Source organism: Spirosoma luteolum (assembly GCF_054778875.1).
In genome coordinates this window covers 16,628-40,378 of the sequence record NZ_BAAGZE010000019.1, presented here as the reverse complement: position 1 = coordinate 40,378, position 23,751 = coordinate 16,628, and the positions used below count along the sequence as shown (strand labels likewise).

General features: G+C 60.5%; 18 protein-coding genes. 6 read left to right on the top strand and 12 right to left on the bottom strand.

Going from position 1 to position 23,751, the window contains the following annotated elements; genetic code table 11:
* Window positions 1-116 precede the first annotated feature (116 nt).
* Entirely contained in the window at window positions 117-524 is a 408-nt protein-coding gene (locus ACYVAC_RS17125) for a hypothetical protein (RefSeq protein WP_461098983.1), read from the top strand.
* A gap of 11 nt (window positions 525-535) precedes the next feature.
* Here the strand turns inward: ACYVAC_RS17125 and ACYVAC_RS17120 are convergent, their stop codons facing one another.
* The 3 genes from ACYVAC_RS17120 to ACYVAC_RS17110 all read right to left on the bottom strand — a co-directional run bounded on the left by ACYVAC_RS17120 (window position 536) and on the right by ACYVAC_RS17110 (window position 6,212).
* The gene (locus tag ACYVAC_RS17120; RefSeq protein ID WP_461098981.1) at window positions 536-3,001 is read right to left on the bottom strand and encodes a TonB-dependent receptor; all 2,466 of its coding nucleotides are present in this window, start codon (window positions 2,999-3,001) and stop codon (window positions 536-538) included.
* A 198-nt stretch (window positions 3,002-3,199) separates the two neighbouring features.
* Window positions 3,200-3,499, bottom strand: a complete 300-nt coding sequence (locus ACYVAC_RS17115; RefSeq protein ID WP_461098980.1) for a hypothetical protein — start codon at window positions 3,497-3,499, stop codon at window positions 3,200-3,202.
* A gap of 301 nt (window positions 3,500-3,800) precedes the next feature.
* Window positions 3,801-6,212, bottom strand: coding sequence for a TonB-dependent receptor domain-containing protein (locus tag ACYVAC_RS17110; protein ID WP_461098979.1), 2,412 nt, complete (start codon window positions 6,210-6,212; stop codon window positions 3,801-3,803).
* 190 nt (window positions 6,213-6,402) lie between these two features.
* Between ACYVAC_RS17110 and ACYVAC_RS17105 the strand changes: the two genes are divergently transcribed.
* The 3 genes from ACYVAC_RS17105 (at window position 6,403) to ACYVAC_RS17095 (ending at window position 8,760) form a co-directional block, all read left to right on the top strand.
* Window positions 6,403-7,515: a sensor histidine kinase gene (locus ACYVAC_RS17105; protein WP_461098978.1), complete on the top strand. Its 1,113-nt coding sequence runs from the start codon at window positions 6,403-6,405 to the stop codon at window positions 7,513-7,515.
* The gene (locus tag ACYVAC_RS17100; RefSeq protein WP_461098977.1) at window positions 7,512-8,246 is read left to right on the top strand and encodes a LytR/AlgR family response regulator transcription factor; all 735 of its coding nucleotides are present in this window, start codon (window positions 7,512-7,514) and stop codon (window positions 8,244-8,246) included. The genes ACYVAC_RS17105 and ACYVAC_RS17100 overlap by 4 nt, the downstream gene beginning before the upstream one ends.
* A 64-nt stretch (window positions 8,247-8,310) precedes the next feature.
* Complete coding sequence (locus ACYVAC_RS17095) at window positions 8,311-8,760, top strand: hypothetical protein (RefSeq protein WP_461098976.1); 450 nt, start codon at window positions 8,311-8,313, stop codon at window positions 8,758-8,760.
* A gap of 195 nt (window positions 8,761-8,955) precedes the next feature.
* Here the strand turns inward: ACYVAC_RS17095 and ACYVAC_RS17090 are convergent, their stop codons facing one another.
* The 6 genes from ACYVAC_RS17090 to ACYVAC_RS17065 all read right to left on the bottom strand — a co-directional run bounded on the left by ACYVAC_RS17090 (window position 8,956) and on the right by ACYVAC_RS17065 (window position 16,130).
* Window positions 8,956-10,476 (bottom strand): PA-phosphatase, encoded by a 1,521-nt coding sequence (locus ACYVAC_RS17090; RefSeq protein ID WP_461098975.1) that lies wholly within the window; start codon window positions 10,474-10,476, stop codon window positions 8,956-8,958.
* A 32-nt stretch (window positions 10,477-10,508) separates the two neighbouring features.
* Window positions 10,509-11,411 carry a hypothetical protein gene (locus ACYVAC_RS17085; RefSeq protein ID WP_461098974.1) on the bottom strand — a complete coding sequence of 301 codons (903 nt, stop codon included), beginning with the start codon at window positions 11,409-11,411 and terminating at the stop codon, window positions 10,509-10,511.
* Window positions 11,412-11,620: 209 nt separating this feature from the next.
* Entirely contained in the window at window positions 11,621-13,171 is a 1,551-nt protein-coding gene (locus ACYVAC_RS17080; protein WP_461098972.1) for a vanadium-dependent haloperoxidase, read from the bottom strand.
* 6 nt (window positions 13,172-13,177) lie between these two features.
* Window positions 13,178-14,071 carry a hypothetical protein gene (locus ACYVAC_RS17075; protein WP_461098971.1) on the bottom strand — a complete coding sequence of 298 codons (894 nt, stop codon included), beginning with the start codon at window positions 14,069-14,071 and terminating at the stop codon, window positions 13,178-13,180.
* 68 nt (window positions 14,072-14,139) lie between these two features.
* Window positions 14,140-15,261, bottom strand: a complete 1,122-nt coding sequence (locus tag ACYVAC_RS17070; RefSeq protein ID WP_461098970.1) for a hypothetical protein — start codon at window positions 15,259-15,261, stop codon at window positions 14,140-14,142.
* A 329-nt stretch (window positions 15,262-15,590) separates the two neighbouring features.
* Window positions 15,591-16,130, bottom strand: a complete 540-nt coding sequence (locus ACYVAC_RS17065) for a hypothetical protein (protein WP_461098969.1) — start codon at window positions 16,128-16,130, stop codon at window positions 15,591-15,593.
* Window positions 16,131-16,338: 208 nt separating this feature from the next.
* On the opposite strand from ACYVAC_RS17065, the gene moaA reads away from it, so the two are divergent.
* Entirely contained in the window at window positions 16,339-17,319 is a 981-nt protein-coding gene (gene moaA / locus ACYVAC_RS17060) for a GTP 3',8-cyclase MoaA (protein ID WP_461098968.1), read from the top strand.
* 39 nt (window positions 17,320-17,358) lie between these two features.
* On the opposite strand, the gene ACYVAC_RS17055 is transcribed toward moaA, so the two are convergent.
* The 3 genes from ACYVAC_RS17055 to ACYVAC_RS17045 form a co-directional block, all read right to left on the bottom strand.
* The gene (locus tag ACYVAC_RS17055) at window positions 17,359-18,297 is read right to left on the bottom strand and encodes an ABC transporter substrate-binding protein (RefSeq protein ID WP_461098967.1); all 939 of its coding nucleotides are present in this window, start codon (window positions 18,295-18,297) and stop codon (window positions 17,359-17,361) included.
* Window positions 18,298-18,491: 194 nt separating this feature from the next.
* Window positions 18,492-19,418 (bottom strand): polysaccharide deacetylase family protein, encoded by a 927-nt coding sequence (locus ACYVAC_RS17050; RefSeq protein ID WP_461098966.1) that lies wholly within the window; start codon window positions 19,416-19,418, stop codon window positions 18,492-18,494.
* An 82-nt stretch (window positions 19,419-19,500) separates the two neighbouring features.
* Complete coding sequence (locus ACYVAC_RS17045) at window positions 19,501-21,477, bottom strand: acetoacetate--CoA ligase (RefSeq protein WP_461098965.1); 1,977 nt, start codon at window positions 21,475-21,477, stop codon at window positions 19,501-19,503.
* 231 nt (window positions 21,478-21,708) lie between these two features.
* Between ACYVAC_RS17045 and ACYVAC_RS17040 the strand changes: the two genes are divergently transcribed.
* The gene (locus ACYVAC_RS17040; protein WP_461098964.1) at window positions 21,709-23,724 is read left to right on the top strand and encodes a pseudouridine synthase; all 2,016 of its coding nucleotides are present in this window, start codon (window positions 21,709-21,711) and stop codon (window positions 23,722-23,724) included.
* Window positions 23,725-23,751: the final 27 nt, after the last annotated feature.

Sequence of the window (23,751 nt, the reverse complement as noted above, 5' to 3'; positions counted from 1 at the left end):
AGCCGCAAGCCGTTTATCCACTGCGTCGACCGCCTGTCGAACCGGCTGCAACGTCGGCCGGACAGACGGCTCTTTGGCGCAGATTCGGAACAAACCGATCGATAGCCCCCTCGACCATGACAACCAGAACCGCTCTCCTGACCGCCATCAACGGCCTGTTGTTCAGTCTGTTATCCCTGTCGACTGCGCACAGTCAGACCACGGCTTACTACGAAGAAAAAACCTTTGCGCTGGGCATGTATCCGGCCGCAGCCCCGGGCAAACTCTGGCTCCACGTTGAGAAAGATAACCGCACCCGTCCCGTCCAGATCACGCTGCTCGACGCCAGGAAGCAATCCCTGCTGAACACCTGGATTCCGAAGCGCATGACCAGTTCACGCCAGTGCTTCGACCTGAGCCAGATGAGCGATGGGCTTTACACCTTCGTTATCACCGACGGCCGGCAGACGCAGGAACGTCGATTCCGGCTTAAAACCACCAGCGTGGAGGAGCAACTACCACTGCGCCAGATTACGCTCCGGTAGTACGGCCGGGCTCAGAATGGCACAATCACCTTTACACTCGCATTGCGGCCCATGTTGTAGATACCCAGCCGCCCCGTTGGTGATGCCGTGTAGTACTCGAAATATTTGAGCCGGTTCAGATTCGACTGGTACACCGTGTTGAACAGGTTATCGACCTGAAAAAACAACTGAAGCCGGGGCTGCTGCTGCCGGTTGTTGAACGTAGCACCAAAACCGGCGTTGACCAGGGTATAACCCGGTGTGGCGGTTTCGGTGTTATCGACTCCGTAGAACCGGTTCTGCGCGCCGTAGTAATCGACCTCCGCGCGGGCGTACAGCCCCGTGACCCGGGCTTTTTCGGGCCCGAAGGCAGCCCGAAGTTCCGACCGGCCATGGAGGGGTGGAATAAACGGCAGGTAGCGGGCGGCATCGCCCTCGAGGTCGATCAGGGCCTGGTTGCGGTTCAGGCCCCGAATCAGCGCCAGGCTGTTGTTGAACGTGAGCCAGGTCAGTTGCCGCGGGTGCAGGTTCAGACTGAACTCGGCTCCATAGAGCTGCGCCTTCGACTGCTGGTACTGGTACGTGAAGTTGCCCGGCACAATCACCACCGGCTGGCCGGCCGCATCGTAAAGACGCGCCTGGTAGATGTAGTTGTCGATAACGTTGTTGAACAGTTCGACACTGATATCCAGCCCGTTAAGGTAACCAACAAACCCAATATCGGTTTGCAGGCTGAATTCGGGCAGGAAATTACGGTTGCCAAGGTAAACGATGCGGGCGCCGGGGTCGAGCCCGTTGGACCCAATTTCGGTGATGTTGGGTGCGCGATACCCCCGCGATACGTTGGCTTTCACCAGCAGTCGCTCCGACACGTTGTACGTGGCCCCCAGGCTACCCGAAACACCCCGGAACTGGCCCCGGTAAGCCGGAAACTGCGGCTCCTCGCCAACCGTAGCCCGCTGGTAGCGCAACTGGGCGAAGCCAGTAGCCGGGTTGGGAACTACATACTGATTGGCCCAGTCGACCGCCCGCGTGTCGTAGCGCACACCCCCGCTCACATCGACCGGTCCCAGGGCTTTTTTCAGGAACAGAAACGAACCAACATCAAGCAGCCGGTAGTCAGGAATTGGGAAATCGGTGCCGTTCAGGTTTTTGTTGGTCTGGTACATCCCATTGACACCAACCGTGGCCTCTACCCCGTTCCAGCCTGGCAGATTGTATTTCAGGTCGTAATTGATCGTGTTGAGCCGCACATACAAACCGGGCTGCCGGATAGCGGTGGGGTGGTTGTATTCCCGCCGGACACTCTGCTGAAACCCGACCAGGACCGATAAGTCGCTTTTGCCCAGCAGAAAATGGTTGCGGGTAAACAGCCGGTAATGCTGGATGTGCTGGTGCAGCGGATTGATACGGTACGTATTAAGATCGCGCTCGGGCACAAGGGGCCGCTGCCGGATATCGTCGGTGTCGCTTTCGAATACCTGCCGCGTAAACCGGCGCGTCAGCGAATCGCGGCTGCCGTCGGGAATTTCCTGCAGGTTGTTGTACAGCGTGGCGTAGAGAAACGACGAGCCCCATTTTTTCTCGACGCCCGTCAGGGCCGACAGGTTCAGTTCGCGGTAGGCCGTACCATACACCCGCCCGTCGACCGCATTCTGGTAGTTTCTGGCCACTTTCCCCGACGACCTAAACGCTGTTTTCCAGCCGTTTCGGGTGTACGAAAGCCCCACCGACCCGCCAACCATACCATTGTTGGTGTGGTATTCGCTTACCACATCGCCCTTTACCTTCCCCTCGTCGCCCCGGGGCACATACGGGATAAAATTGATGACACCCGCCACCGCGTCGGACCCGTAGATCAAACTGGCGGGGCCCTTTACCACTTCGGCCCGCTCGATACCATACTGATCAACCTCGATACCGTGTTCGTCGCCCCACTGCTGCCCCTCCTGTCGCATCCCGTTGTACAGCGTCAGCACCCGGTTGTAGCCCAGCCCCCGGATAAACGGCTTCGATACGTTAGGCCCCGTGGTAACAGCACTCAGCCCCGGCACGCCCTTCAGCACCGCATCGACCACGTTGTTGTTTACGTTCAGCTGCATGTCTTTCCGCGTCATCACCGCAATGGCAACCGGACTTTTGCTCAGTTCGGTCGCGCGCGACACGCCCGTGACCACTACCTCGCGCAGGTTATTCTGCGATTCGCGCAGGGCCAGGGTGAGCGTCAGCGGCTGGTTGTCGACGACCCGAATGCTTTTCTGGTAACGATCGAAACCCAGCATCGACACGCTGAGCTGGTAGGTGCCGGCCGGTACGCCGGTAAACCGGAATGCGCCCACCGAGTCGGCGGCCGCGCCGAAGCGGGTATTGACCAGTGTAACGGTGGCGCCCGGCAAAGGCTGTCCGCCGGTGGTAACAACCCCCGACACCGTAGTATCCTGCGCACGTACGAGCGCAACCGGGGTAAACAGAAACAGTAACAGTACGAGTAAACGCATGATAAACAACCAGATACAGACCAGCCCGGCAGGTGGTCGTGTGTGAAACGAAGAAAATGGAGGAGTGAGCGCCGGCAGCAGTCGGGCACAGGGGCCACGAGCCGGCAGCGAACTACCGGCTGGCAGGGCACCGCACAAACGGGCAGGCCACCGTATCGGTGGGCTATAACCGGGCAGAAACCGGCCAGCAGGGCCGCATCAGGCGATTGCCGGGGCGGGCGGGCCGCGCAGGGGGGAGAAGAAAGCGGTATGCCCTGCCGCCCGTACGGTGTACGAAAAAACGGCCTCGGGCAGCGTACAGACCAGCACGACCGGACTAATCGTGACCGCGTCGGGGCCGATCAGATACGGGGCATGGGTGCACATGTCGAGCCAGAACAGCTCGAACGACGTATGCGGATTGGTTGGAATAGGACCCTGATTCGCCGTCAGCTTATACGGGTGCGTATGGATCACGATGCGCCCGTTGCTCAACCGGTGTGCATGCAGAAAAATCATGCTGTTGAGGGTGATAAGCCCCCACAGCACGAGCAATCCGGTAGCAGTCGATCGTCGTAACGTAGGCGTGTTGAGCAAAGCCGGGTCGGTCTTGGTGCCGGCAGGACGCCGGCAACTGGTCACTTAACGGCGAAATAACACATTCTGTTTGAGATATTTTAGCAACACAAAAATAATAATTTAGACTCCCCTAAAAATGATCATGACTGTATGGGGGCGTCGTCATCAAATTCCTGGCTCTGCCCTATCTGCCGTTGTTGGCCAGGCATTACCAGCCGAACCAGCCTGTGCCGGTATCGGCCTAGTTCATGCGCCCCAGTTCGTCGGCCGCGCCGGTCGTACGCTGCCGGGCTTTTTTGACCTGCTGGCGCCCCAGGTTCCAGGTCAGGTTGAGCCGTAGCTGCCGGCTTTCCCAGCCCCCGCTGGCATCCATGTACAGGCCGCCAAACTGGCTGATACCCCGCCACCGCTGGCTGTTGACGGGATCGGTCAGGGTAAGGGCTACCGTACCGCGCTCGTTACGAAGTTTGTGCTGCACACCCACCGTACTGCCCCAGAACCGCCGGTTCTGAAACGTGCCCCCCCAGATCGAAGGTGATGTGTAGAAACCCGACACCTCGGCACTCCAGCGGTTGGGCAGGGTAACCGTTTGTTGCAGGTACAGGCTCAGCACGTTGGCCGTCAGGTCGATGGTGCGCCCCGCCCCGAAATCGGCCCGGTTGGTCGACCGGTAGGCACTGACGTTGACGTATACATCCCATCCTTTCCGCACCGTAAAGGGGTAGCTAACATCGAGGGTCAGCACACGCTGGCTGGCCAGGTTGCGGGTGGTGATGTAGTTGCGGTTCTGCTCGGTAGTATCGGTAATGTCGGTAAAAAAATCGCGGGTGTAGCTGTAGCTCAGGCCGGTGGTCAGTTTGTAGTTGTAGGTATGCGCCACCCGCCCCGTACTCGTGTACTGCGGCCGCAAAAACGCATTGCCCTTCTGGTAGGTCAGCTCGTCGAGTTTCGATTCGAACGGATTCAGGCTCTGGTACGAAGGCCGATCGATCCGGCGACTGTAGGTGAGCGACAGACTGTTGTTTTTATTTAGTCCATAGGTCAGGCCCGCGCTTGGAAACAGGTTGGTATACTGGCGCACCACCCGCGCGTCGGCCTGCTGCGGATCGGCGTTCAGCAGTTCCCCATCCGAGTGCGTTTGCTCGACGCGCAGCCCGGCCTGCCCCTGCCAGGCCCCCCAGGTGCGGTTGTAACTGGCATAGCCCGCCACAATGCGTTCGGTATACACGAAGCGGTTGGTGCGATCGGCGTTTATGAACGGCTGGCTGTCGACCAGGTCGTAGAAATCGAACCGGTTATCGGTCCGGACCGACGACAGTTTAAAGCCCGTACCCAGCGTCCCCCCCGCCAGCCGCTGCGTGTAGTCGAGTTTCAGACTGCGCAGGTCGATGGTGGTGCCGGCATCCATGCGGTAGTCGCGGGCCAGCAGCAGCGCCGGCCCGGGCACCGCCACGTACTGGTTAAGCTGGTTGGTGCGGCTGTCGGAGCGGTAGCGGCCGTAGTCGACGTCGATGGTCAGTTCGTGGCCGGTGGTGTCGGCAAAGCGGTAGTTCAGGTTGGCGGTCTGGTTCTGGCGGTTGCCGGTAGCGTCGTTGTTGGCCAGCAGGCGCTGCGTGGCAGCCTGCCCAAGGGTACCGATGGGTGTCTGGCCGGCGGTCAGACTGCTGTAGGGGCGGGCGTTTACATCGAGCAGTACACCCAGTGTGCTGGTGGGCGAAACAAACCAGTCGGCACCGACTTTGGCGTTATGGGCCGTGGAGCGGGTGCGGGTTTCGGCCCGCTGATCGTAGAACAAGCCGTTCTGCTCCCGGTAAAACTGGATAGACGACCAGTCGCGGGCGGTACGGTTGCTGTAGGTGCCAAACAGGTTGACGGCCCGGGTGCGGTGGTTAAGCGACAGCGACCCGTTTAGCTTGGGATAATATCGTCCCTGCGCTACGCCCAGCGCCAGCGTACCGTTGCTGCCAAACCGCTTGTCTTTCTTTAGCCGGATGTTGATGATGCCCGCGTTGCCGGCCGCATCGTAGCGGGCCGATGGCTGGGTGATGATCTCGATAGCCTCGATATCCGATGCCTGCAGGGTACGCAGGTAGCCCGCCAGATCGGCCGCGCTCAGGGGCGATGGTTTACCGTCGATATACACCCGCACCCCATTTTTGCCCTGCACGGTCAGGTTATCGTTGGGGTCGATGAGTACGCCCGGCGCCCGCTGCAGCAGCTCCAACGCTGTGCTGCCGGCCGAAGTGCTGCTACCGACCACGTTAAGAACCAGCTTATCGGGCAGGGTCTCGACCAGCGGCCGACGCGCCCGCACCGTTACCGACCCCAGCGCCCGACTGGCCTCGGGCAGTACCAGCACCGGTGCGGTTACCTCGCCCCCAACCGGCACAGCAAATACGGCCGACCGAATCGGCTCCAGCCCCACCGCCGAACCCAGCAGCCGATACGAACCCGCCTTTATCCCCGACAGTGTGTACCCGCCCGCGTCGGTACAGCGCACCGATCGCACCAGCACCGAGTCGGTGGCGGTCAGGAGCGCCACGGTCGCGAAGGGTATCGGCTGGTCGCGGCTGTCGCGCACCACCCCGCGAATGGTTTGTCCAAATGTCACGTTCGTCAGCACGAACAACAGGAAGAGCAGGTACTTTTTCATAGCTTTCGTCCATTGATGGGTCAAAGCTATCGGTACCGGGTGGCGCCGGCCAGCGCCAGTCGGCGAACCGCCGGATGGGTCGGCGAATAGCGGGGGCTGTTCATTCACCGACGTATTTGTCCGTTCGTCGGATCAGGTCAGCCCGTTCATCGGTAAAGCCGGATGTTTGTGTCACTCAATCAGCGCACGCATGAACTGGAACCAACCCGTTTTCTGGGGTATTACCCGACGGCAGCTGGCCGGTCTGTTCCTTTTTTACGGATTGTCGGCCCTGTCATACACAGCGGCCATCTCGATCAGTGAGCTACAATGGACCAAAAACTCCTTCGGGGCGGTATTTACGGGCTACCTGAGCCGGGGCCTGCTCGACTATGCCGTCAAGCTGCTGTTCACCGTACCAGTCTGGTACGTGGTCATCTACCGCCTGCGTCAGCATCCCCTCTGGCAACGGCTGAGTCTGCACCTGCTGCTGTTACCGCTGTTTGTGCTCGGCTGGCAGGCTACGTATTATCTGCTATCGGAAACGCTGTCGCTGGGGCACCTGGTCAGCACGGCCCGGATCTGGGATACCTATATTACCACGCTGTTCTACCTGGTTCAGTTCGGTATTTTCCACGCGTTCGCGTATTACCAGCACTACCAGCGGCAGCGGCTGCGCGAAGTGGAACTGCGGGAGCTGACCCTCAAGAGTGAACTATCGGCCCTGAAAGCGCAGCTCAACCCGCACTTTCTTTACAACGTATTCAACACAATCAGTGCCTCGGTGCCGCCCGAACTCGAGCACACCCGCGAAATGCTGGCCGAACTGTCGGATTTGTTCCGCTATCAGCTGCGGGCCTCAAAAAGCGAGTGGGTTACGGTGGCCGACGAGATTGGCTTCGTTAAAAAATACATTGCGCTGGAGCAGGCCCGCTTTGGCGACCGGCTGCGGGTCGATTTTCGGGTGGCCGACGACGTGCTGTCGGCCCGGATGCCGCCCATGCTGCTGCAACCCCTGGTCGAAAATTCGGTCAAGCACGGCATCTCCCCCCTGATCGACGGCGGTTCCGTATGCGTGTCTATCGATCGGCGGCACCAGCAGCTGCACATCAGCGTGGCCGATACGGGGGTGGGCCTCCGCCAACCGGCCATGCCCCTGCCAACCGACGCGCTCACCGGCGATACGCCGGGGACGGGCGTCGGGCTGGCCAACACGCGGCTGCGGCTCGAGAAAATGTACGGGACCACGCTACACCTCACCCCCACCCACCCCGACAGTCCCACGCAGCCGGGCCTTACCATTCAATTTGCCATCTCCGTATGAAAAAAGTGCTCCTCATCGACGACGAAGCCGCTGGCCGTACCCTGATTCGCCAGTACCTGACGGCCTACCCCACGCTGGTAATCATTGGCGAAGCCAACAACGGCGTGGATGCGGTGCGGCTCATCAACGAGTTTCGGCCCGACCTGATTTTTCTGGATGTGCAGATGCCCGGCCTGACCGGCTTCGACGTGCTGAAACACATCGACGAGATTCCGCAGGTCATTTTCTCGACGGCCTACGATCAGTATGCCCTGCAGGCATTCGAGGTTCACGCCATCGATTACCTGCTCAAGCCCTACACCCGCGAGCGGTTTGCGCAGGCGGTGCAACGCGTGCTCGGCACCGACCCGAGCAACCTGCAGCGGATTCAGCCCCTGGCCGAGAGCCTGCTGGGTACGGTGGCCACCTACCCGGAAAAATTACTGGTGCAGACGGGCAACCGGCTCATCACGGTATCGGTAGCCGAGGTGCTGCGTATCGAAGCCGACGGCGACTACGCCCGGCTCGTGACTACCAGAGGCAGCCACCTGAGCAACTACGGCATCGGGGCGCTGGAGAGCAAACTCAACCCGCAGCAGTTTATCCGGGTGCACCGTTCCGACATGATCAATATCCACTTCGTGCGGGAAATTCAGAAGTACCCGGCCAGCTACGACGTGATTATGCAAAACGGCGATGTGGTGCGGGTGAGCCGGTCGTATATGGACAGGATTAAGGAGCTGACAGTGTAGCAGCCGGGTCGAAAGCGAGTTTGCGGGGCTTTGTTTGTGGGCGAAAAGTCGTTGTTTTACGCCTATGAAACATGTTCTTACTGCTTTGCTGCTGCTGACCGGCGCTACTGTCTTCGGGCAGGCATCGGTGGCCTATTACCCGTTCAACTCCGTTGTTTCGGTCAGTACCAACGCCGATCGGGCGTTCTGGCTGGATGCCCGCGTACAGACCAATACGGTCTTTGGCTCGCTGAGCACCACCTTCTGCCCCATGGTCAACGTGACCCGGCGCGAGCAGTTCAACGTGTATACCGGGCTGGGCATCCGGGCCAATTTCCTCAACGGCATCGACAACCGCGACGTGCTGGAGGGCTACTCGCTCCATATCGGCACGCGGGTAAAAGTCCCGTTTGTACCCAACCTACGGGCGGCCTTCGAAATTGCGCCCTACTCCCGCAAGGATTTTAAAGTGGGTGTACTCCAGTCGTACCTCGGCCTCGTCTACCAGTTCGCCAAAAAGCCCAAGCCGTTGTAGTTTGAGGTTTGTAGTTTTCGGTTTGTAGTTTTCGGTTTACAGTTTTCAGACCATGAGCTGCGTGGTTGTCAGTTTACAGTTCTCCGTTTACCGGCCCGGAAACGCCCAGCAGAAGCACCCTGCTCAGCCGGCGCCGAAATCACCACGAACCTCAAACGACAAACTGTAAACCACAAACTGTAAACTGTAAACCCCCTACTTCGCCCCGTCGGCTTTGGCCCAGGTGGTGGCCAGGGTGCCGATGGCGGTGCCGGTCTGCGCGCCGGCGTCGATGCTGAATCGGTACTGGGTGCCGGCATACATGGGTGAGAGCACGGCTTCGTCGCGCTGCTTGGTCAGGGCGGTGGTTTCGCCGGGGAACAGGTAGGTCAGCACCGTGGCCGCTGCGGCCGAATTGGTGGCATGCTCACTGACGTAGGCCGGCGTATTCGGGATCAGCACCGACGTTTTGATCTGGCTGTCGAGCTGGGGCGGGCGCGGCACAAAGTACGTGTACTTGATTTGCCAGCACACCGTTGTGGCGTCGTGCAGGGCCCGGTTCAGCAGGGCGTAAGTGCGGGCTGTGCGCAGCTCGTTTTGTCGCTCCTGCCGAATCAGGTCTTCGGCAATCAGGTTCCAGTGGCCGGCAATCGTATAGGTTGCCAGCCCATCGTTCCAGTAGTCGGCCGCGCGCCACTGCTCCCGCGTGCGGGCGTCCGAGAGGGTACGAACCTCTGCCAGCGCCGTCTGGAAAGCCGGTGTCGTGGTCAGCGGGGGGGCTGCCGGAGCCGTACGGGCCACCGCCGTCGAGTCGAACCAGCTTTTCACCCGGCCCGCCAGCGGCAGAATGGGTGCCCGTACCGGCGCATCGAGGCTTGTCCATTTGGTATCGTAAGGCGCTTTGGCCAGCAGGGCCGGCAGTGTATTGGCCGGGTCGGCAGCCAGCGCAAACCGGTCGGACCGGGCGCGGGTCAGCGCCACCTGGGCCACCTGGGCCGCCAGCGCTTCGCCCGCTTTCACATCACTCGCCACACTCGCGCCCGCCCAAAGCCGGCTTTGCTTGTGCTCATTGGCTTTCTGCTGAATAAACGGGGCTTCGTTCGGAAAGAAATACAGCAGGATCTGGGCCGACGCTTCGGCAATGGCGGCATCTTCCGACGGGTACGACGGTACATCGGCCAGCGGCACCCGCGCCACAATGTTCTGCCGGCTCAGCGAGGGCCGATTATACTGGTATTTGGCCCGCCAGGCCACCACCAGCGCGTCGTACTGGGTAGCGCTGAGCAGCGCGTAGAGCCGGGTCGCAAACGGCAGGCTGGCTACCGGCGCGTTGGGATCGGTAGTCAGGTATTGTCCCGTTACATCGTTGTAGATCGGCGCCGTATTGTATTTGGCCACCAGCTGCCGGGCAATCTGATTCCAGCGCAGCACGCCCCCCAGCGCCCAGTACGTCACGGCCGTATTCTGGGCCGGATCGACGCTGAGCAGCCCGTTTTTCACCGACGAGAGTTCGCTCTGATAGGCGTCAGACGTAATGGCCGTTGGCGCCGGTACGGTAATGGTAGCGGCCGAAGGCAGCAGAATGGTACGCCAGGTGCCCCCCTCGGCATCGACCGTAGCGGGTTCGGTAAAGGGCAGAATCCCCTCATCGATTACGTTTTCCTTACAGCCGGCCAGCCAGAGCAGCGAAACCGACAGCGCGATCCGCAGGCCGGTAATCCTAAAAAAGTTTGTCATGCGTATGTTCACGATTGCCGCCGTCGAAGGCATCAGATACCGATTACGAAGCCACCGCTGAACCGGGTGGCGTTGCCAATGTTCTGGCCGCTCAGGGTGGTGCTGTAGCCAGCGTTGAGGCCAAACTTCTTCACCAGCGGTATGTAGAGCGTAGCCCCGGCCCGCCGAAACCCGATGGCATTGGTCGGATACGGAATACCGGGACCAATATCGGTGCCGCTATTATAGGGCGTTTGCTGCTGCACCCACCCATCGATGTAAAAATGTTTGGTGGCAAATCCCGTCCGCACAATCGCTTCGGTTACGTCGGGGACGTTGGCTTTCATGCCACTGTTGGGGTTGGCCTGACTCGGGTCGTAGTAGTTGACAATACGATCGAGCGCAACGGGGCCACGCCGAATGTAGCCAAACTGCCCGGTCAGGAAAAAGGCACCGGCTTTGAAATGCAGCATGGTGCGGCCGTCGAGGTTACGCGAGCCATGGCCGATGGCCACCGGAGCGTCGATCACATAGTTCTGCAACGGAATGGAGTAACCCACCGAAAACAGCCACGACAGGCGGGCTTTGCCAAGCTTGTAGTCGTAAGCCTCCCAGCGCAGGGCGGCCGAAATGTCCTGAAACCCCTCCTGTTTGGGCCAGTGGCCGGCACTCGCTTCGGTACGTACGTATGGAGCCGCCACAATCAGGTCCATGTCGTAGCCAAGGCCATAGGTGCCGTACAGGTTTACCGACTGCGTGGTCACGGTGCCCAGGTTCGGATCGCGGAAAGGCGTCGTACCGCGGTAGTAGGTGTCGAACGATTCCTGCGCGTACGACACGGCTAAACTGGCTTTGCGGTCGCCCTTCATGAAGCCATCGATCAGCCCCTGCGCCCGTACCGACTGGTACAGAAACAGGCTCAACAGCAGGGTTACTATTCGGATAGGTTGTTGCATAGGCACACTGTAGGAACGTAAAGGTAGCCGATCGCGTACATACCCACCGGCAATTTGACCGTTTCTGAGCGTTTGGTACGACTCACCAGCCCCCGTCTGCCCGGTTGCCCACACCGCAGCAAAAAAAACGTCGCGCCGAAACTGGTGCCCGACCAGCCGTAGCGCGACGCGTTCTATACCGGCCAGACCGATTCGGTCAGGCCGGCGCCTTACAGGCCGGAGCCATCGGCCTTGCCGCGATTAACGGCGTAGGAACCAATGGTTTTCCCGCAGGTGAGCCCGGCTTCGCAGTCGAAGCGGTAGTGGATCAGACCATACATCCGCGACACCGACGCTTCCTGCGCCTGCGCCATAAACTCGTCGGCCCGGTCGGGGAAGATGCTGCCCAGCACAACGGCCGCAGCTCCGGAGAACGTGGAGTGGCCCGATGTGTAGGACGGGAAGTTGGGCAGCCCCACCGATGTTTTCAGGCCAAACTGCTGGGGGCGGGGGTAGTAATAGTAAAACTTGGTTTCCCAGCAGCAGACGCCGGCATCCATCAGCGCGGTACCCACCAGCGCCAGGGTGCGGGCCATGCGTACTTCGCTGTAGCGGGCTTCCTGCGCGGCATTGGCCGCCCGGCGGTGCCAGTGACCGGGGGGCGTGTAGCTGCCGGCTCCATCGGCCCAGTAGTTGGCAATACGGGCCTGCTCGCGGGTCTGGTTTTTCTGAATGGCGCGCAGTTCATCGAGCGCTTTGTTGAACTCGGCGCTGCCAACCGCCGGCGGGGCTGCGGGCCGAATTTTCTCGACCGTAGCCCGGTCGAAGTTCCAGAGCGCCACCGCCCCGTAGTTGGGGAGCATGGGGGGCCGAATGGGGCTCTCCTGACTTACCCAAATGGTAGCCAGTCCGCGGCTCTGGGCCGCTTCGATCATGCCGGCCGTCAGCGCCTGGTTGTTCGAGGCACTCATACCGTCGGTCCGGGCGCGGGACATTACCTTGGCCGCCACCTGCGTACCCAGATCGACACCGGCCGTCAGGTCGCTTGCTACGTTCATACCCGCCCAAAGCCGGCTGTTCTGATGTTCGGCCAGTTTGGCATCCAGATACGGCACTTCGCCCGGAAACATGGCTTTCAGTACCGTATACGAAGCGGCTGCCACCACCGCATCTTCGGAGGGGTAGCTGGGCAGGGTCGTTACGGGCAGGGCCACCCGCACCGTGGCATCTACTTTTGAGGGCGCCAGTCGCTTGTACTGGTACTTGTACCGCCAGGCCGACACCAGTGCATCGTACTGAGCCACGCTCAGGTACGCCAGGGCGCGGGCCGTGTAGGGCGGATTGGCAAACGGAAACCGCGGATCGGCCAGCGGATTGGCCGCGTCGGGCACCGGGTATTTGCCTTCGGGCGTAGAGGCCGGCGGCACGTTGTAGCGGGCGGCCAGTTCGCGGGCAATCTCGTTCCAGCGGTACACGGCACCAGCCCCCCAGTAAACAACCGCTTCCTGCTGTTCGGTGCTCAGCGCAGTCGATTTAGCCTTCAGGGCTTCGAGTTCGGTCTGGTAGGCGGCCGAGGTAGTAGCCGCCGGAGCTGCCAGCGTGACATCAGTAGGCGCCGTCAAGATATACTGTTTCCAGCTGCCGGCTTTTTCATCGAGGTTGGCTGGCGTGTAGGCCACGCGCTGCGGCTCGTCGATGGTTTTGTTACAGGACTGCAGGCCAAGTACGGCCCCCGTCAGGGTCAGCGCGGCCAGCAAAAGCGAAGAATAGATACGGTTCATTGTTGTTTACTTACCATTAAGTTGATACAGTACCCCTACCGACCAGGCGGTGCTCTGCCCTACGTTGAGACCATCGACGACATACCCTACCCGGGCGTTTACACCAACGTTGCGCGGCTGTACTTTCCCGTACCAGCCTACCACCGTCGCCTGCATGTTGTTGGTCGGAAACGGCATGTCGTTACGCCGGATGTTGTCGCCACTCAGGCAGGCCGTTCGTTCGGCAAACACTTCGGTCTGCCAGGCCCGCTGCAACACCCCCAGCCGAACGGCAGCATCGTAGACATTGGGTACGCGGACCCGGTTGGTGTTGTAGACGCGATCGTTGGCCTGATAGCCATCGCGGTCGATCCGGATGGTGCTGCGCCAGCCGTATGAGCCGTGGGCCGTTACGTACAGGCCCGTTCGGGGGTGCGTGTAATTGGCCAGCAGCCGCCCCGTGGCGGTGCGGCACTGCAACCCGATCGACATCGGCAGGAAATCGGGCACGTAGTTGCCCAGCGGAATCGAGCCGCCAACGATGGCGTTGAGCGAGAAGCCACCTACCTCTACGGCTTTCACCTTGAGCCAGGCCGACAGGTCCTGAACGCCTTTCTGACCCATCAGGTTGCCCGCGCTGGTGCTGGTCCAGACATAGGGCAGGCTCAGAATCACATTGACCCGGTTGCTGATCCCGATGGCCGGCATCAGCATGACGCTTTGCGTGGTGTGGGTACCGATATTCAGATTTTCGCGCTTCAGGGTATTTTCCCAGTATTGATTCCAGCTGCTGTGCCCGTAGATACCGGCGATACAAACCGATTTTTTAGGCATGTAAATGGCATCGTGGGGCATTTGTGCCCGGCTCAGGCGGGGCAGCAGCAGCGCCGTCAGCAGGCCGGTCAGGAGTATTCGTTTCATGGAGTGTTCCTACTAAAAATGGGATGGGGACCGGGACATCGATTCACGATGTCCCGGCACCGATTGATTTAGAACCAGCGGGATACGTTGACCGAGATCAGGTAGTCGGCAAAAGCCGCGTCGCCATGTTTCAGCCCCAGCGGATCGAGCCGGTCGGCATAGCTGCGGATCCGGTTCCGGTAGACGGCGATGGGCGCCGTGGCAGCAATCGATGTCTTGTGGCGCATATACGCCAGTCCCGGCTCGACCGATACGATGTAGCCCGGCCGGCGGAAACCGCTGCTGCCGCCAATGGCGTCGATGGCGGGAACGCCTTCGACCCGACCGCCCAGCATAACAGCCAGCCCCGGCACCGCGCCGATCGACTGACTCAGCCCCAAACGGGCCGCAAACTGATCGGCCACCGAGAACGTGCCGGTTACCAGGTCGATCGTGGTGGCTTCAGGACTCCGTACCACGCCATTGGTTTCGCGCGGGTTGAACAGGTAGAAGCCGTTAGCATACACGGCCAGCGATTTCGTGATGGACGCATAGCCCTGCAGCTCCAGACTGACGCCAACCCCGCCATCGCCCAGCTGAATCGACTGATCGACCGGCTTGACAATCGTATAGTCCTGACCGTCTTTGCCCAGGCGGTGGAAATTGTCGGTAGCGCGGTAATCGCCCGTGGGCAGTTTCACGCCCGCGCCGATAGCCAGATTGGCTTTGGGCAGTTTGGCCGGGTTGATGACCCAGTAGCTGCCCGACAGCCGCAGATCGCCGATGCCCTGCGATTTGGTGTGAAAGCGTTTCTGGTCGGGGTTGGCGGCTACGGCGTTACCGTAGTGTTCGTAGAGCGACGAGCGATCATTGTACTGCACCGGCAGGTTGGCCGAAAACGATAGCCGGGGATTGACCAGGTAGGTCACGCCCAGGTCGAGGGCATGCGACACGTTGATGACCTGTGTGCCCTGCTCTACCCGCTGTTTCTGTTCAACATCGCCTACAAAGTGCTTATAGGACCGAAAGAAGCGGTAGCCCGCCGACAGCTGCCATTTGCCGGCCCGCTGTTTAAAGTAATCGGCCGAGTTGACCGAGCCGGGAGCCGCGCAGCTCATGTGCCGCACGGCCACGCAGCCCTGCGCCTGAACGGCTTGCGAAACGGATATAACAGCGCTGATCGCCAGCGCAATCGTAGCGAGTGATTTCATGTGTGTGTTTTCGAAAAAGAGAATGACCAGGAACCAGAAGATACGCGCTGACACAGACCCGGCGGTCCGGCGGTCCGGCGGTCCGGCGGTCCGGCGACCCGGCGACCCGGCGCCATGGCACGGTCGTCAGCATCGACGCGAGCCGGACCATCTATGATCCGCTCAGCAGCAGCGTACAGAAAAAGGTAGGTGCAGGCGTCGGCCCGATGGGGTCGATCCGGTCATAGCCGTCGTCGACCGGTGCCATCGATCAGATAGCATACCCAAATGAGGGTACGGCTGCCTCTCGGCAACGAACCACGCGCATACACACTACAGAAAGGGGGTCCTTAGCACTCGGGCGGGGGCGAAAACACGGGCAGTGCGCGGGCAACAAACACAAATACCGCATCGGGTATCCGGATGGCCTCGGGCCGCAGTGCCGTCAGAAACTGGAATACTGCCTGCCGGTTGGGCGAGTATTCCTTGAGGAGAAACTTGAGAAACTGATTGGCTTTCTGGCTGGTGTTGCCCGAGCCGGTAATGCGATCGTTCAGAAACGACAGCAGGTCACTCTGCCAGAACGAGCGACTCTCCGACTCCAGGGCGGCAATCTGCAGCACGTCGCCCTGAATTTCAAGGCTGACCACGCTGTAATAGTGGCCGTGGTAGGTAAAGCCGTCAGACCCCGACTGCGTCAGTACGCTTACATTGGCTTTGTCGGCCAGGGGAATCTGAAACTCGACCAGACTATCGACCGACCGGTACATCGACAACCGTTGCGACAGATCGTGCTCGGCCTGCCACCACGCACCAATACACACCAGCACGTAGGCCAGCGTGTGGTAGAGCAGCAGCGCAGACAGACAGATCGGAACGATTCTCTTCACCGGTACGAGTAAATTTATCCCAAAAATAATGATAAAATCAGATAGATTGAGCAAGTATCCGGTAAAAATAAAGTCAGTTTTTTGCTCAGTACTTGTACGTAGCCAAACCCGGGGTAGGGGAAAAGGGCTGCCCGGTTGATCTGATCGAGGGCCCGGCTGCCAAGTTTCTGCAATCAAATGCCGTTATTTGGTGTTAGGCAGATACGCTATGATTTTCGACAATCACAACCGCCCCATCACATACCTTCGGCTCGCCGTAACGGATCGCTGCAACCTGCGGTGCTTCTACTGCATGCCCGAAGACGGTATTCGTTACCTGCCCAAGCAACACCTGCTCACCTACGAGGAGATGGAACGGCTGGTGCGCGTGCTGGCCGAACTGGGCGTGTCGAAAGTCCGGATTACGGGGGGCGAGCCCTTCGTGCGGTCGGAGCTGATGACCTTTCTGCACCGGCTGGCCGCCATCGACGGCATCAACGATCTGTCGATCACCACCAATGGCGTACTCACAGCACCCCACGTGGCCGATCTGGCGGCACTGGGTGTAAAGGCCGTTAACCTCAGCCTCGACACGCTCGACCGCGACCGTTTCAAGCAAATTACCCGGCGCGACGAACTGCCCGCCGTGATGCGCACCCTCGACGCGTTGCTGGCAGCCGGTATCGAAACCAAAATCAACGCGGTGGTGATGGATGGGCAAAACACCCAGGATATCGTGCCGCTCGTGGCGCTGACCCGCGATCAGCCCATCGACGTGCGGTTTATCGAAGAGATGCCATTCAACGGCGAGGGCAGCCACTACCCGGTGCTGCACTGGACCCACCGGCGCATTCTCGACGAAATCCGGTCGGCCTACCCCACTCTCGAAAAGATGCCAGACCCGCCCTTTGCCACGGCAAGCAGTTATCAGGTACCGGGGCATCAGGGTAAGCTGGGCGTTATTGCCGCGTTTAGCCGCACCTTCTGCGGCACCTGCAACCGCATTCGGCTAACGGCGCAGGGAACCCTCAAAACCTGCCTCTACGACGACGGGGTGCTCGATGTGCGGGCGCTGCTGCGCGCCGGCGCGTCGGATACCGAGCTGAAAGCCGCCTTCCTGAGCGCCTTTGCCCACCGCCCCGCCAACGGCTTCGAAGCCGAAAGTAAACGCAGCACTGTCACCGAATCGATGTCGACTATCGGGGGGTAAGAGCCAATTTAAGCAGGCTCATAATCCGGCAGTCACTGACTATGAACGCAGATAATCGTTTGTAAACAGGCGCGAAACGTCGTACTGCTGAATTAACTCGCCGTCGGGCTGGTTGAGCAGGCGGTTGCGAATGAGCCAGCCGACAAACGCATTCCAGACTTCCCGGCGCATGACGCCCCACTGCCCATCGACAGGGAGATAATAGCCGGCGGCCAGCTGCTGGCTGCGTTCCAGAAAATCCATATCCATCAGGGTCGGGTGCCGGGCCGTCTGGGCCAGCAGGTGCGCAGCGCCCTCGGGATCGCGCACGGCCTGCACAAACCCCTCGCCTGTGGCCGCCAGAAACCGGCGCAACGCATCGGCGTTGGCCCCCGCCCAGTCGTGGTGGGCGGTCAGTACGGGGCTGTAGCCATACGGTATTTCGTACTCATCGAGCAGAAACCGGTTGAGCGGAATGTCGCGCTGCTCGGCCTCCACGCCTTCCCACGGCAGGAAAATCCAGGCGGCATCGACTTCACCCGTCAGCAACGCGTGCCAGATATCGAGCCGGGCCGGCTTGCGGGAGATAAACTGGCCCCGGCCACCATCGTTTACGATCATCTGCCGCACAATCTCGTCCTCATAGCGGGCTTCGTAGGAGGCATACACCTTACCATCGAGCCGCTGGGGCCGGTCGAGTCCACGCTGGCGGAGGGTCACGATCGCGCTGGCATCGCGCGCCAGCACAGCCGCCACGGCTACCAGTGGGGTACCGTTGGTCTGAAAGCTGATAACACTCTCCGACGGGGTAATAGCCAGATCGGCCAGGCCACGCGCTACCCGGCGGGCGGGCGTTAATTTGTAATCATCGGTCTCGGGCGTTATAAACTCAACGGCCAGGCCAGCCCGTTCATAACGGCCCGTGGCCTGCGCTACGTAGAAGCCCGTATGATTGGTATTTGGCGTCCAGTCGAGTGCCAGTCGGATGCGCGTACTCATAAGGGTGGACAAAGAAATGACGACACTGTACCTAACCTCGCCCGGTGTCGATAGTTTCGGCCCCACTTACTTTTCGGTGCAGCAGAGCCAGTTGGCCAAACGCAGCGAAGCCCGCCGTTCGTCGGGTAGCGGGTACACTACCGAACAAAAGACGGGCTCCGGACCGAGTGCCCCAGGGGGCCGGTACAGGCGGCTTATTTGCCGTCGAAGCTCTGGGTCATGTTGTTGTAAAGGGTTTTGGCGCTCCACTGACCACCGGCAATGATCCGGCGAATGGTGTAAAGCGGCATGCCCGGATCCCGGCCATCGGCCAGCGTAAAGGCAGCGGCATAGCCGCGCTTCTTTAATTCGGGCAGCGCCTGCGTATTCCAGAGACCAAACGGAAACGCAAAGTACTTGATGGGTTTGCCGATGATGCCCTGCAGTTTGGCATTCGGCTCGTCGATCTGCGTTTTCCAGTCGTCGCCCTGGTATTTTTTCACGTTATGGTGATCCCAGGTATGCGCCCCGATCGTATGGCCCCGGTCGGCCAGGTCCTTGATCTGATCCTTATCCATGTAGGGCTGTTTACCCCGGCGGCCAATGGCTACCGTCATGATAAAGAACGCGCCTTTAAACTTATGCTTGTCGAGGATGGGCAGGGCCGTCGTGTACTGATCGAGGTCGCCATCGTCGAAGGTCAGCATAACCGGTTTCGATGGCAGCGGAGCGCCCGTGGTCAGGTACGCGTAGAGCTGATCGGGCAGAATGGTATGGTAGCCACTGTCGGCCAGCATCTGCATCTGAGCGGCAAAGGCTGCCGTCGGCACAATGTAATCGCGAGCCCCTTTCGAATCTTTGTCGCGCCAGTCGCGAATCTGGTGGTAGCACAGGATAGGCACCTGTGGCCGCGCCAGAATGGCGGCTGCGTCGGCGATTTTACTGGCCGGAATACTGGCCGGATCCGGGGCCGCCTGGGCGGTCTGACCGGTGGCTGTGTCGGCAGCGGCTTCGGTCGAGGCAGCGGCTTCCGTTTTGGCGTCGGACGATTTCTCTTTGGAACCGCACCCCGACAACCCACTGACGATCAGACCCGAAAGACAGGCAGCAACCGTTAGCGAAGCGATTTTACGAGTAAACATAGTGTTGTAGTATGCCCCAAACTTACTGAAAATTGGTCAAAGGGTTGGTGCAGCCGGCAATATTGTCGACCGACCGGGTTGCTTATCTGGTTTCGAGCACAAAATCGGTAAACTGATCTAGCGCAGCCGGGTTGCGCAGCGTATCCTTGCTGGCCACCAGCGACGCGTCGGTACCGGCTAGAATTTTCTTGACCGGCATCTCAAGCTTTTTACCACTGATGGTGTAGGGCACTTCGCGGATGGCATAGATGGCGTCGGGCACGTGGCGCGGGCTAAACTGCGTGCGCAGCGTTTGCCGGATGGTTTTCACCAGTTCGTCGGTGAGTTCGGCGCCCTCGCGCAGTACCACGAAGAGCGGCATGAAATACTGTCCGCCCGGTCGTTCAAGCCCCACCACCAGACTGTCGGCAATCTGCGGCAGGCTTTCAACGGCGCTGTAGATTTCGCTTGTCCCGATCCGGACACCGTCGCGGTTGAGCGTTGCGTCCGAGCGGCCGTAGATCACCACCCCGTTGCGGGGCGTTATCCGGATAAAGTCGCCGTGCCGCCAGACGCCGGGATAGTCGTCGAAATAGCTGCTCCGGTAGCGGGCGTTGTCGGTGTCGTTCCAGAAATAAATGGGCATCGACGGCATCGGTTCCAGAATAACCATCTCGCCCAGTTCATCGCGCACCGGCCGCCCCTGCTCATCGAACGCATCGACCTTGCAGCCCAGCAGCCGGCACTGTATTTCGCCTTCGTAGACCGGCAGCAGCGGATTGCCTCCCACAAACCCGCTGCATACGTCGGTGCCGCCACTGAACGAAATCAGCCAGACACCCGGCTTCACCGAGTCATAGATCCAGCGGAAGCCCTCGGGCGGCAGGGGTGAGCCCGTAGAACCGATGCTGCGCAGGTTGGTCAGCCGAAACTGCTGCGCCGGTTTCAGACCCGCCCGCAGACAGGCCAGGTAAAACGCAGCACCCCCGCCGAAGTGATGCACCCGGGCCTCGTCGGCCAGTTTCCAGAGCACCTGCAGATCGGGGTAGCCGGCCGCGCCATCATATACCACCAGGGTGGCCCCCACCAGCATAGACCCCAGCGCAAAATTCCACATCATCCAGCCCGTGGTCGAATACCAGAAGTAGCGCTCGCCGGGCCGTACGTCCTGGTGCAGCGCCAGCGCTTTCAGGTGTTCCAGCAAACAGCCGCCCACGCTGTGTGTAATGGCTTTGGGCTTGCCCGTGGTACCCGACGAATAAAGCACCCAGAGCGGATCGTTGAACGGAATGGGCGTGAACGTAAGCCCGTCGGGAGCGGGTGTTTTGAGCATGTCATCCCAGAGCACCGCCCGCTCCAGCCGGCTGCTGGCGTCGAGGTAAGGCAGCCACAGCGTGCGTTTCAGGGTGGGCAGGCTCAGACGCAGCGCCCGCATGGCCTCGGTCTTGTCGACGGGTTTCCCGTTGTAGGTATAGCCATCGGCCGCAATCAGGATTTTGGGTTCGATCTGCTGAAACCGATCGGTGATGCTGGCCGTGCCAAAATCGGGCGAGCAGCTCGACCACACCGCCCCTACGGCGTTGGTGGCCAGAAAAGCGACAACGGCTTCGAGGCCATTGGGCAGCACCGCCACTACCCGGTCGCCCAGGCCCACCCCCTGCTGCCGCAGCCAGGTGGCCAGTGCCGACACCTGCCGCTCCAGAGCCGCCCACGACACCGCCGTAAGCGGTTGCCGTTCAGACGCCACCAGCAGCGCAGGCCGCTGCGTGGTCTTGTGCCGAAAAATGTGCTCGGCGTAGTTGACGGTAGCCCCTATGAACCACTGGGTCCCGATCATGTCGCGGTCGCTGGGGCGGTAAATCACCTGCTGGTATAAGTCGTGGCTGTGCACCTCGAAAAACTGGTAGATACTTTCCCAGAAATCTTCCAGGTCCGTCACCGACCAGTCCCAGAGGTCGTTGTAATCGCGCAGGTACAGGCCTTTTTTCACGAACAGCCAGTTGATATACTGCTGCATAACCGTCTGGTCGGTAGTGCGTCGGTCGGGTGTATAGAGGAGCGTCGGAGTATCAGTCGCCATAGCAAATCCGGTCAGGAGTGGGCTAAAAATAGTAAAGGCTTAACGACTGAACCGGTACTTCTCATACCTGCGGATTGTTTTTTCGGGAAAATGCGTTGTCTGTCAAACGGATACGAATGGCGTGTGCGGAAAAGCCGTAACTTTGCGACCCTTTTAGTACAGCCAATCAACAGCTACCCTGATAATCAGGGCATTTTATTCCATAAACAGTACGACTTACTGTATTTTTCCATGAATCAGGATTCAGAATCGAACGACCGTCCGGAAGGACCGCGCCGGGAGGGTCAGCGGAATGATCGTTCTTCCGATCGTCGTGATGACGATCGCTCATCGGGTGCACAGGCACCCCGCTTCAGCCGGAGCCCACGGCCCGACAACAATGCCGACCGGCGTGGCGACAAGCCCCGCTTTGGTGGCGACGACCGGCCCCGTTTTTCGCGGGATGGCGGCAACGACAACCGGGGCGATAAACCGCGCTTCGGTAGCAACGACCGGCGCAGCGACAGCCCCCGGTTCGGCGACAAACCCCGCTTTGGCGGCAACCGCGACGACAAGCCTCGCTTTGGGGGCAACCGGGATGACAAGCCCCGCTTCGGTGGCGACGATAAACCCCGCTTTGGGGGTAACCGCGACGATAAGCCGCGTTTTGGCGACAAACCCCGCTTCGGCGGTACTGATAAACCCCGTTTCGGGGGCAACCGCGATGAGCGGCCCCGCTTTGGCGGTGACGACAAGCCCCGCTTCGGTGGGAACCGCGACGATAAACCGCGTTTTGGCGATAAGCCCCGCTTTGGGGGTGGTGATAAGCCCCGCTTCGGTGGTGACGACAAACCCCGCTTTGGCGGCAACCGCGACGACAAGCCGCGTTTCGGTGGTAGCGATGACCGGCGCACTGACGACCGGCCCCGCTTCGACCGGGGCGATAAACCCCGCTTTGGTGGTGACGACCGGCCCCGTTTCGGCGGCAACCGGGATGATAAACCCCGCTTTGGTGGCAATGACGACCGGCGTGGCGACAAGCCCCGCTTCGGGGGTGATGATAAACCCCGTTTTGGAGGAAGCGACCGGCGCGACGACCGGCCCCGTTTCGGTGGCGACGACAAACCCCGCTTCGGTGGGAACCGCGACGACAAGCCGCGTTTTGGGGGCAGCGATGACCGCCGGGGCGCTGGCCGGTTCGAACGCAGCGACGACAAGCCGCGCGCTGAGCGTAACGACGATCGGCGCGACACACCCCGCCCCCGCTTCGGTGGCGACCGCGACGACAAATCCCGTTTCGAAGGGGGCGCCGACAAGCCTACGTTCAAACGGGTCGGCGGTTTCCAGCCCGATACCGATGCCCGCAACCGCGACGAGCGTTTTACGCCCCAGCAGCGCAAGGAATCGGGTGAGCGCCGGACAGGTCGTTACGAAAAAGTACCCAACTACGATCTGGAGATGCCCCGCGTACCGATGGCACGCACGGGTAAACCTTACGAACGGAGCAGCAAAGCCCGCCCCGGCAACACCCCGGCCCCGGAGAAGCGGCCCGGCGAACCCGGTACGATGCGCCTGAACCGCTACATTGCCAACTCGGGCGTTTGCTCGCGCCGGGAGGCCGACGAACTCATCGAGCGGGGCGATATCTCGGTCAACGGCAAAGTCGTAACCGAAATGGGCTTCAAGGTGAAAGAAAACGACACGGTTAAGTTTGGCACCAAGGTGCTCAACCCCGAGAAGTTTGTGTACGTGCTGCTCAACAAGCCGAAAGACTACATCACCACGACCGATGATCCGGAGGAACGCCGGACGGTGATGGAACTGGTGGCCGATGCCGGCAACTTCCGGATGTATCCGGTGGGCCGACTCGACCGCAACACCACGGGACTGCTGCTGCTGACCAACGACGGCGAACTGGCCGACAAGCTCACGCACCCCTCCAACAACATCCGCAAAATCTACCAGGTCGAACTCGACAAGCCGTTTACGACCGAGCATTTCGAAACGCTGCAGAAGGGGATTACACTCGAAGACGGTGAGATCAAACCCGACGTGCTGAGCATCGTTACGCCCGACGCCTACGTGGTGGGCGTTGAGATTCACTCGGGCCGTAACCGCATCGTTCGGCGCATGTTCGAGCATCTGGGCTACGAAGTAACCAAGCTCGACCGCACCACCTACGCCGGGCTGACCAAGAAGGAACTGCCCCGCGGCAAGTGGCGCTACCTGGAGCCAAAAGAAGTGGTGAAGCTGAAGTATTTCAACTAGGCCGTCACCCAATCAGTAAAGGGCACC

Coding starts and splice junctions, on each gene's coding strand:
- ACYVAC_RS17125 (WP_461098983.1), top strand. CDS start 117: ATGACAACCAGAACCGCTCTCCTGACCGCCATCAACGGCCTGTTGTTC.
- ACYVAC_RS17120 (WP_461098981.1), bottom strand. CDS start 3,001: ATGCGTTTACTCGTACTGTTACTGTTTCTGTTTACCCCGGTTGCGCTC.
- ACYVAC_RS17115 (WP_461098980.1), bottom strand. CDS start 3,499: ATGATTTTTCTGCATGCACACCGGTTGAGCAACGGGCGCATCGTGATC.
- ACYVAC_RS17110 (WP_461098979.1), bottom strand. CDS start 6,212: ATGAAAAAGTACCTGCTCTTCCTGTTGTTCGTGCTGACGAACGTGACA.
- ACYVAC_RS17105 (WP_461098978.1), top strand. CDS start 6,403: ATGAACTGGAACCAACCCGTTTTCTGGGGTATTACCCGACGGCAGCTG.
- ACYVAC_RS17100 (WP_461098977.1), top strand. CDS start 7,512: ATGAAAAAAGTGCTCCTCATCGACGACGAAGCCGCTGGCCGTACCCTG.
- ACYVAC_RS17095 (WP_461098976.1), top strand. CDS start 8,311: ATGAAACATGTTCTTACTGCTTTGCTGCTGCTGACCGGCGCTACTGTC.
- ACYVAC_RS17090 (WP_461098975.1), bottom strand. CDS start 10,476: ATGACAAACTTTTTTAGGATTACCGGCCTGCGGATCGCGCTGTCGGTT.
- ACYVAC_RS17085 (WP_461098974.1), bottom strand. CDS start 11,411: ATGCAACAACCTATCCGAATAGTAACCCTGCTGTTGAGCCTGTTTCTG.
- ACYVAC_RS17080 (WP_461098972.1), bottom strand. CDS start 13,171: ATGAACCGTATCTATTCTTCGCTTTTGCTGGCCGCGCTGACCCTGACG.
- ACYVAC_RS17075 (WP_461098971.1), bottom strand. CDS start 14,071: ATGAAACGAATACTCCTGACCGGCCTGCTGACGGCGCTGCTGCTGCCC.
- ACYVAC_RS17070 (WP_461098970.1), bottom strand. CDS start 15,261: ATGAAATCACTCGCTACGATTGCGCTGGCGATCAGCGCTGTTATATCC.
- moaA (WP_461098968.1), top strand. CDS start 16,339: ATGATTTTCGACAATCACAACCGCCCCATCACATACCTTCGGCTCGCC.
- ACYVAC_RS17055 (WP_461098967.1), bottom strand. CDS start 18,297: ATGAGTACGCGCATCCGACTGGCACTCGACTGGACGCCAAATACCAAT.
- ACYVAC_RS17050 (WP_461098966.1), bottom strand. CDS start 19,418: ATGTTTACTCGTAAAATCGCTTCGCTAACGGTTGCTGCCTGTCTTTCG.
- ACYVAC_RS17045 (WP_461098965.1), bottom strand. CDS start 21,477: ATGGCGACTGATACTCCGACGCTCCTCTATACACCCGACCGACGCACT.
- ACYVAC_RS17040 (WP_461098964.1), top strand. CDS start 21,709: ATGAATCAGGATTCAGAATCGAACGACCGTCCGGAAGGACCGCGCCGG.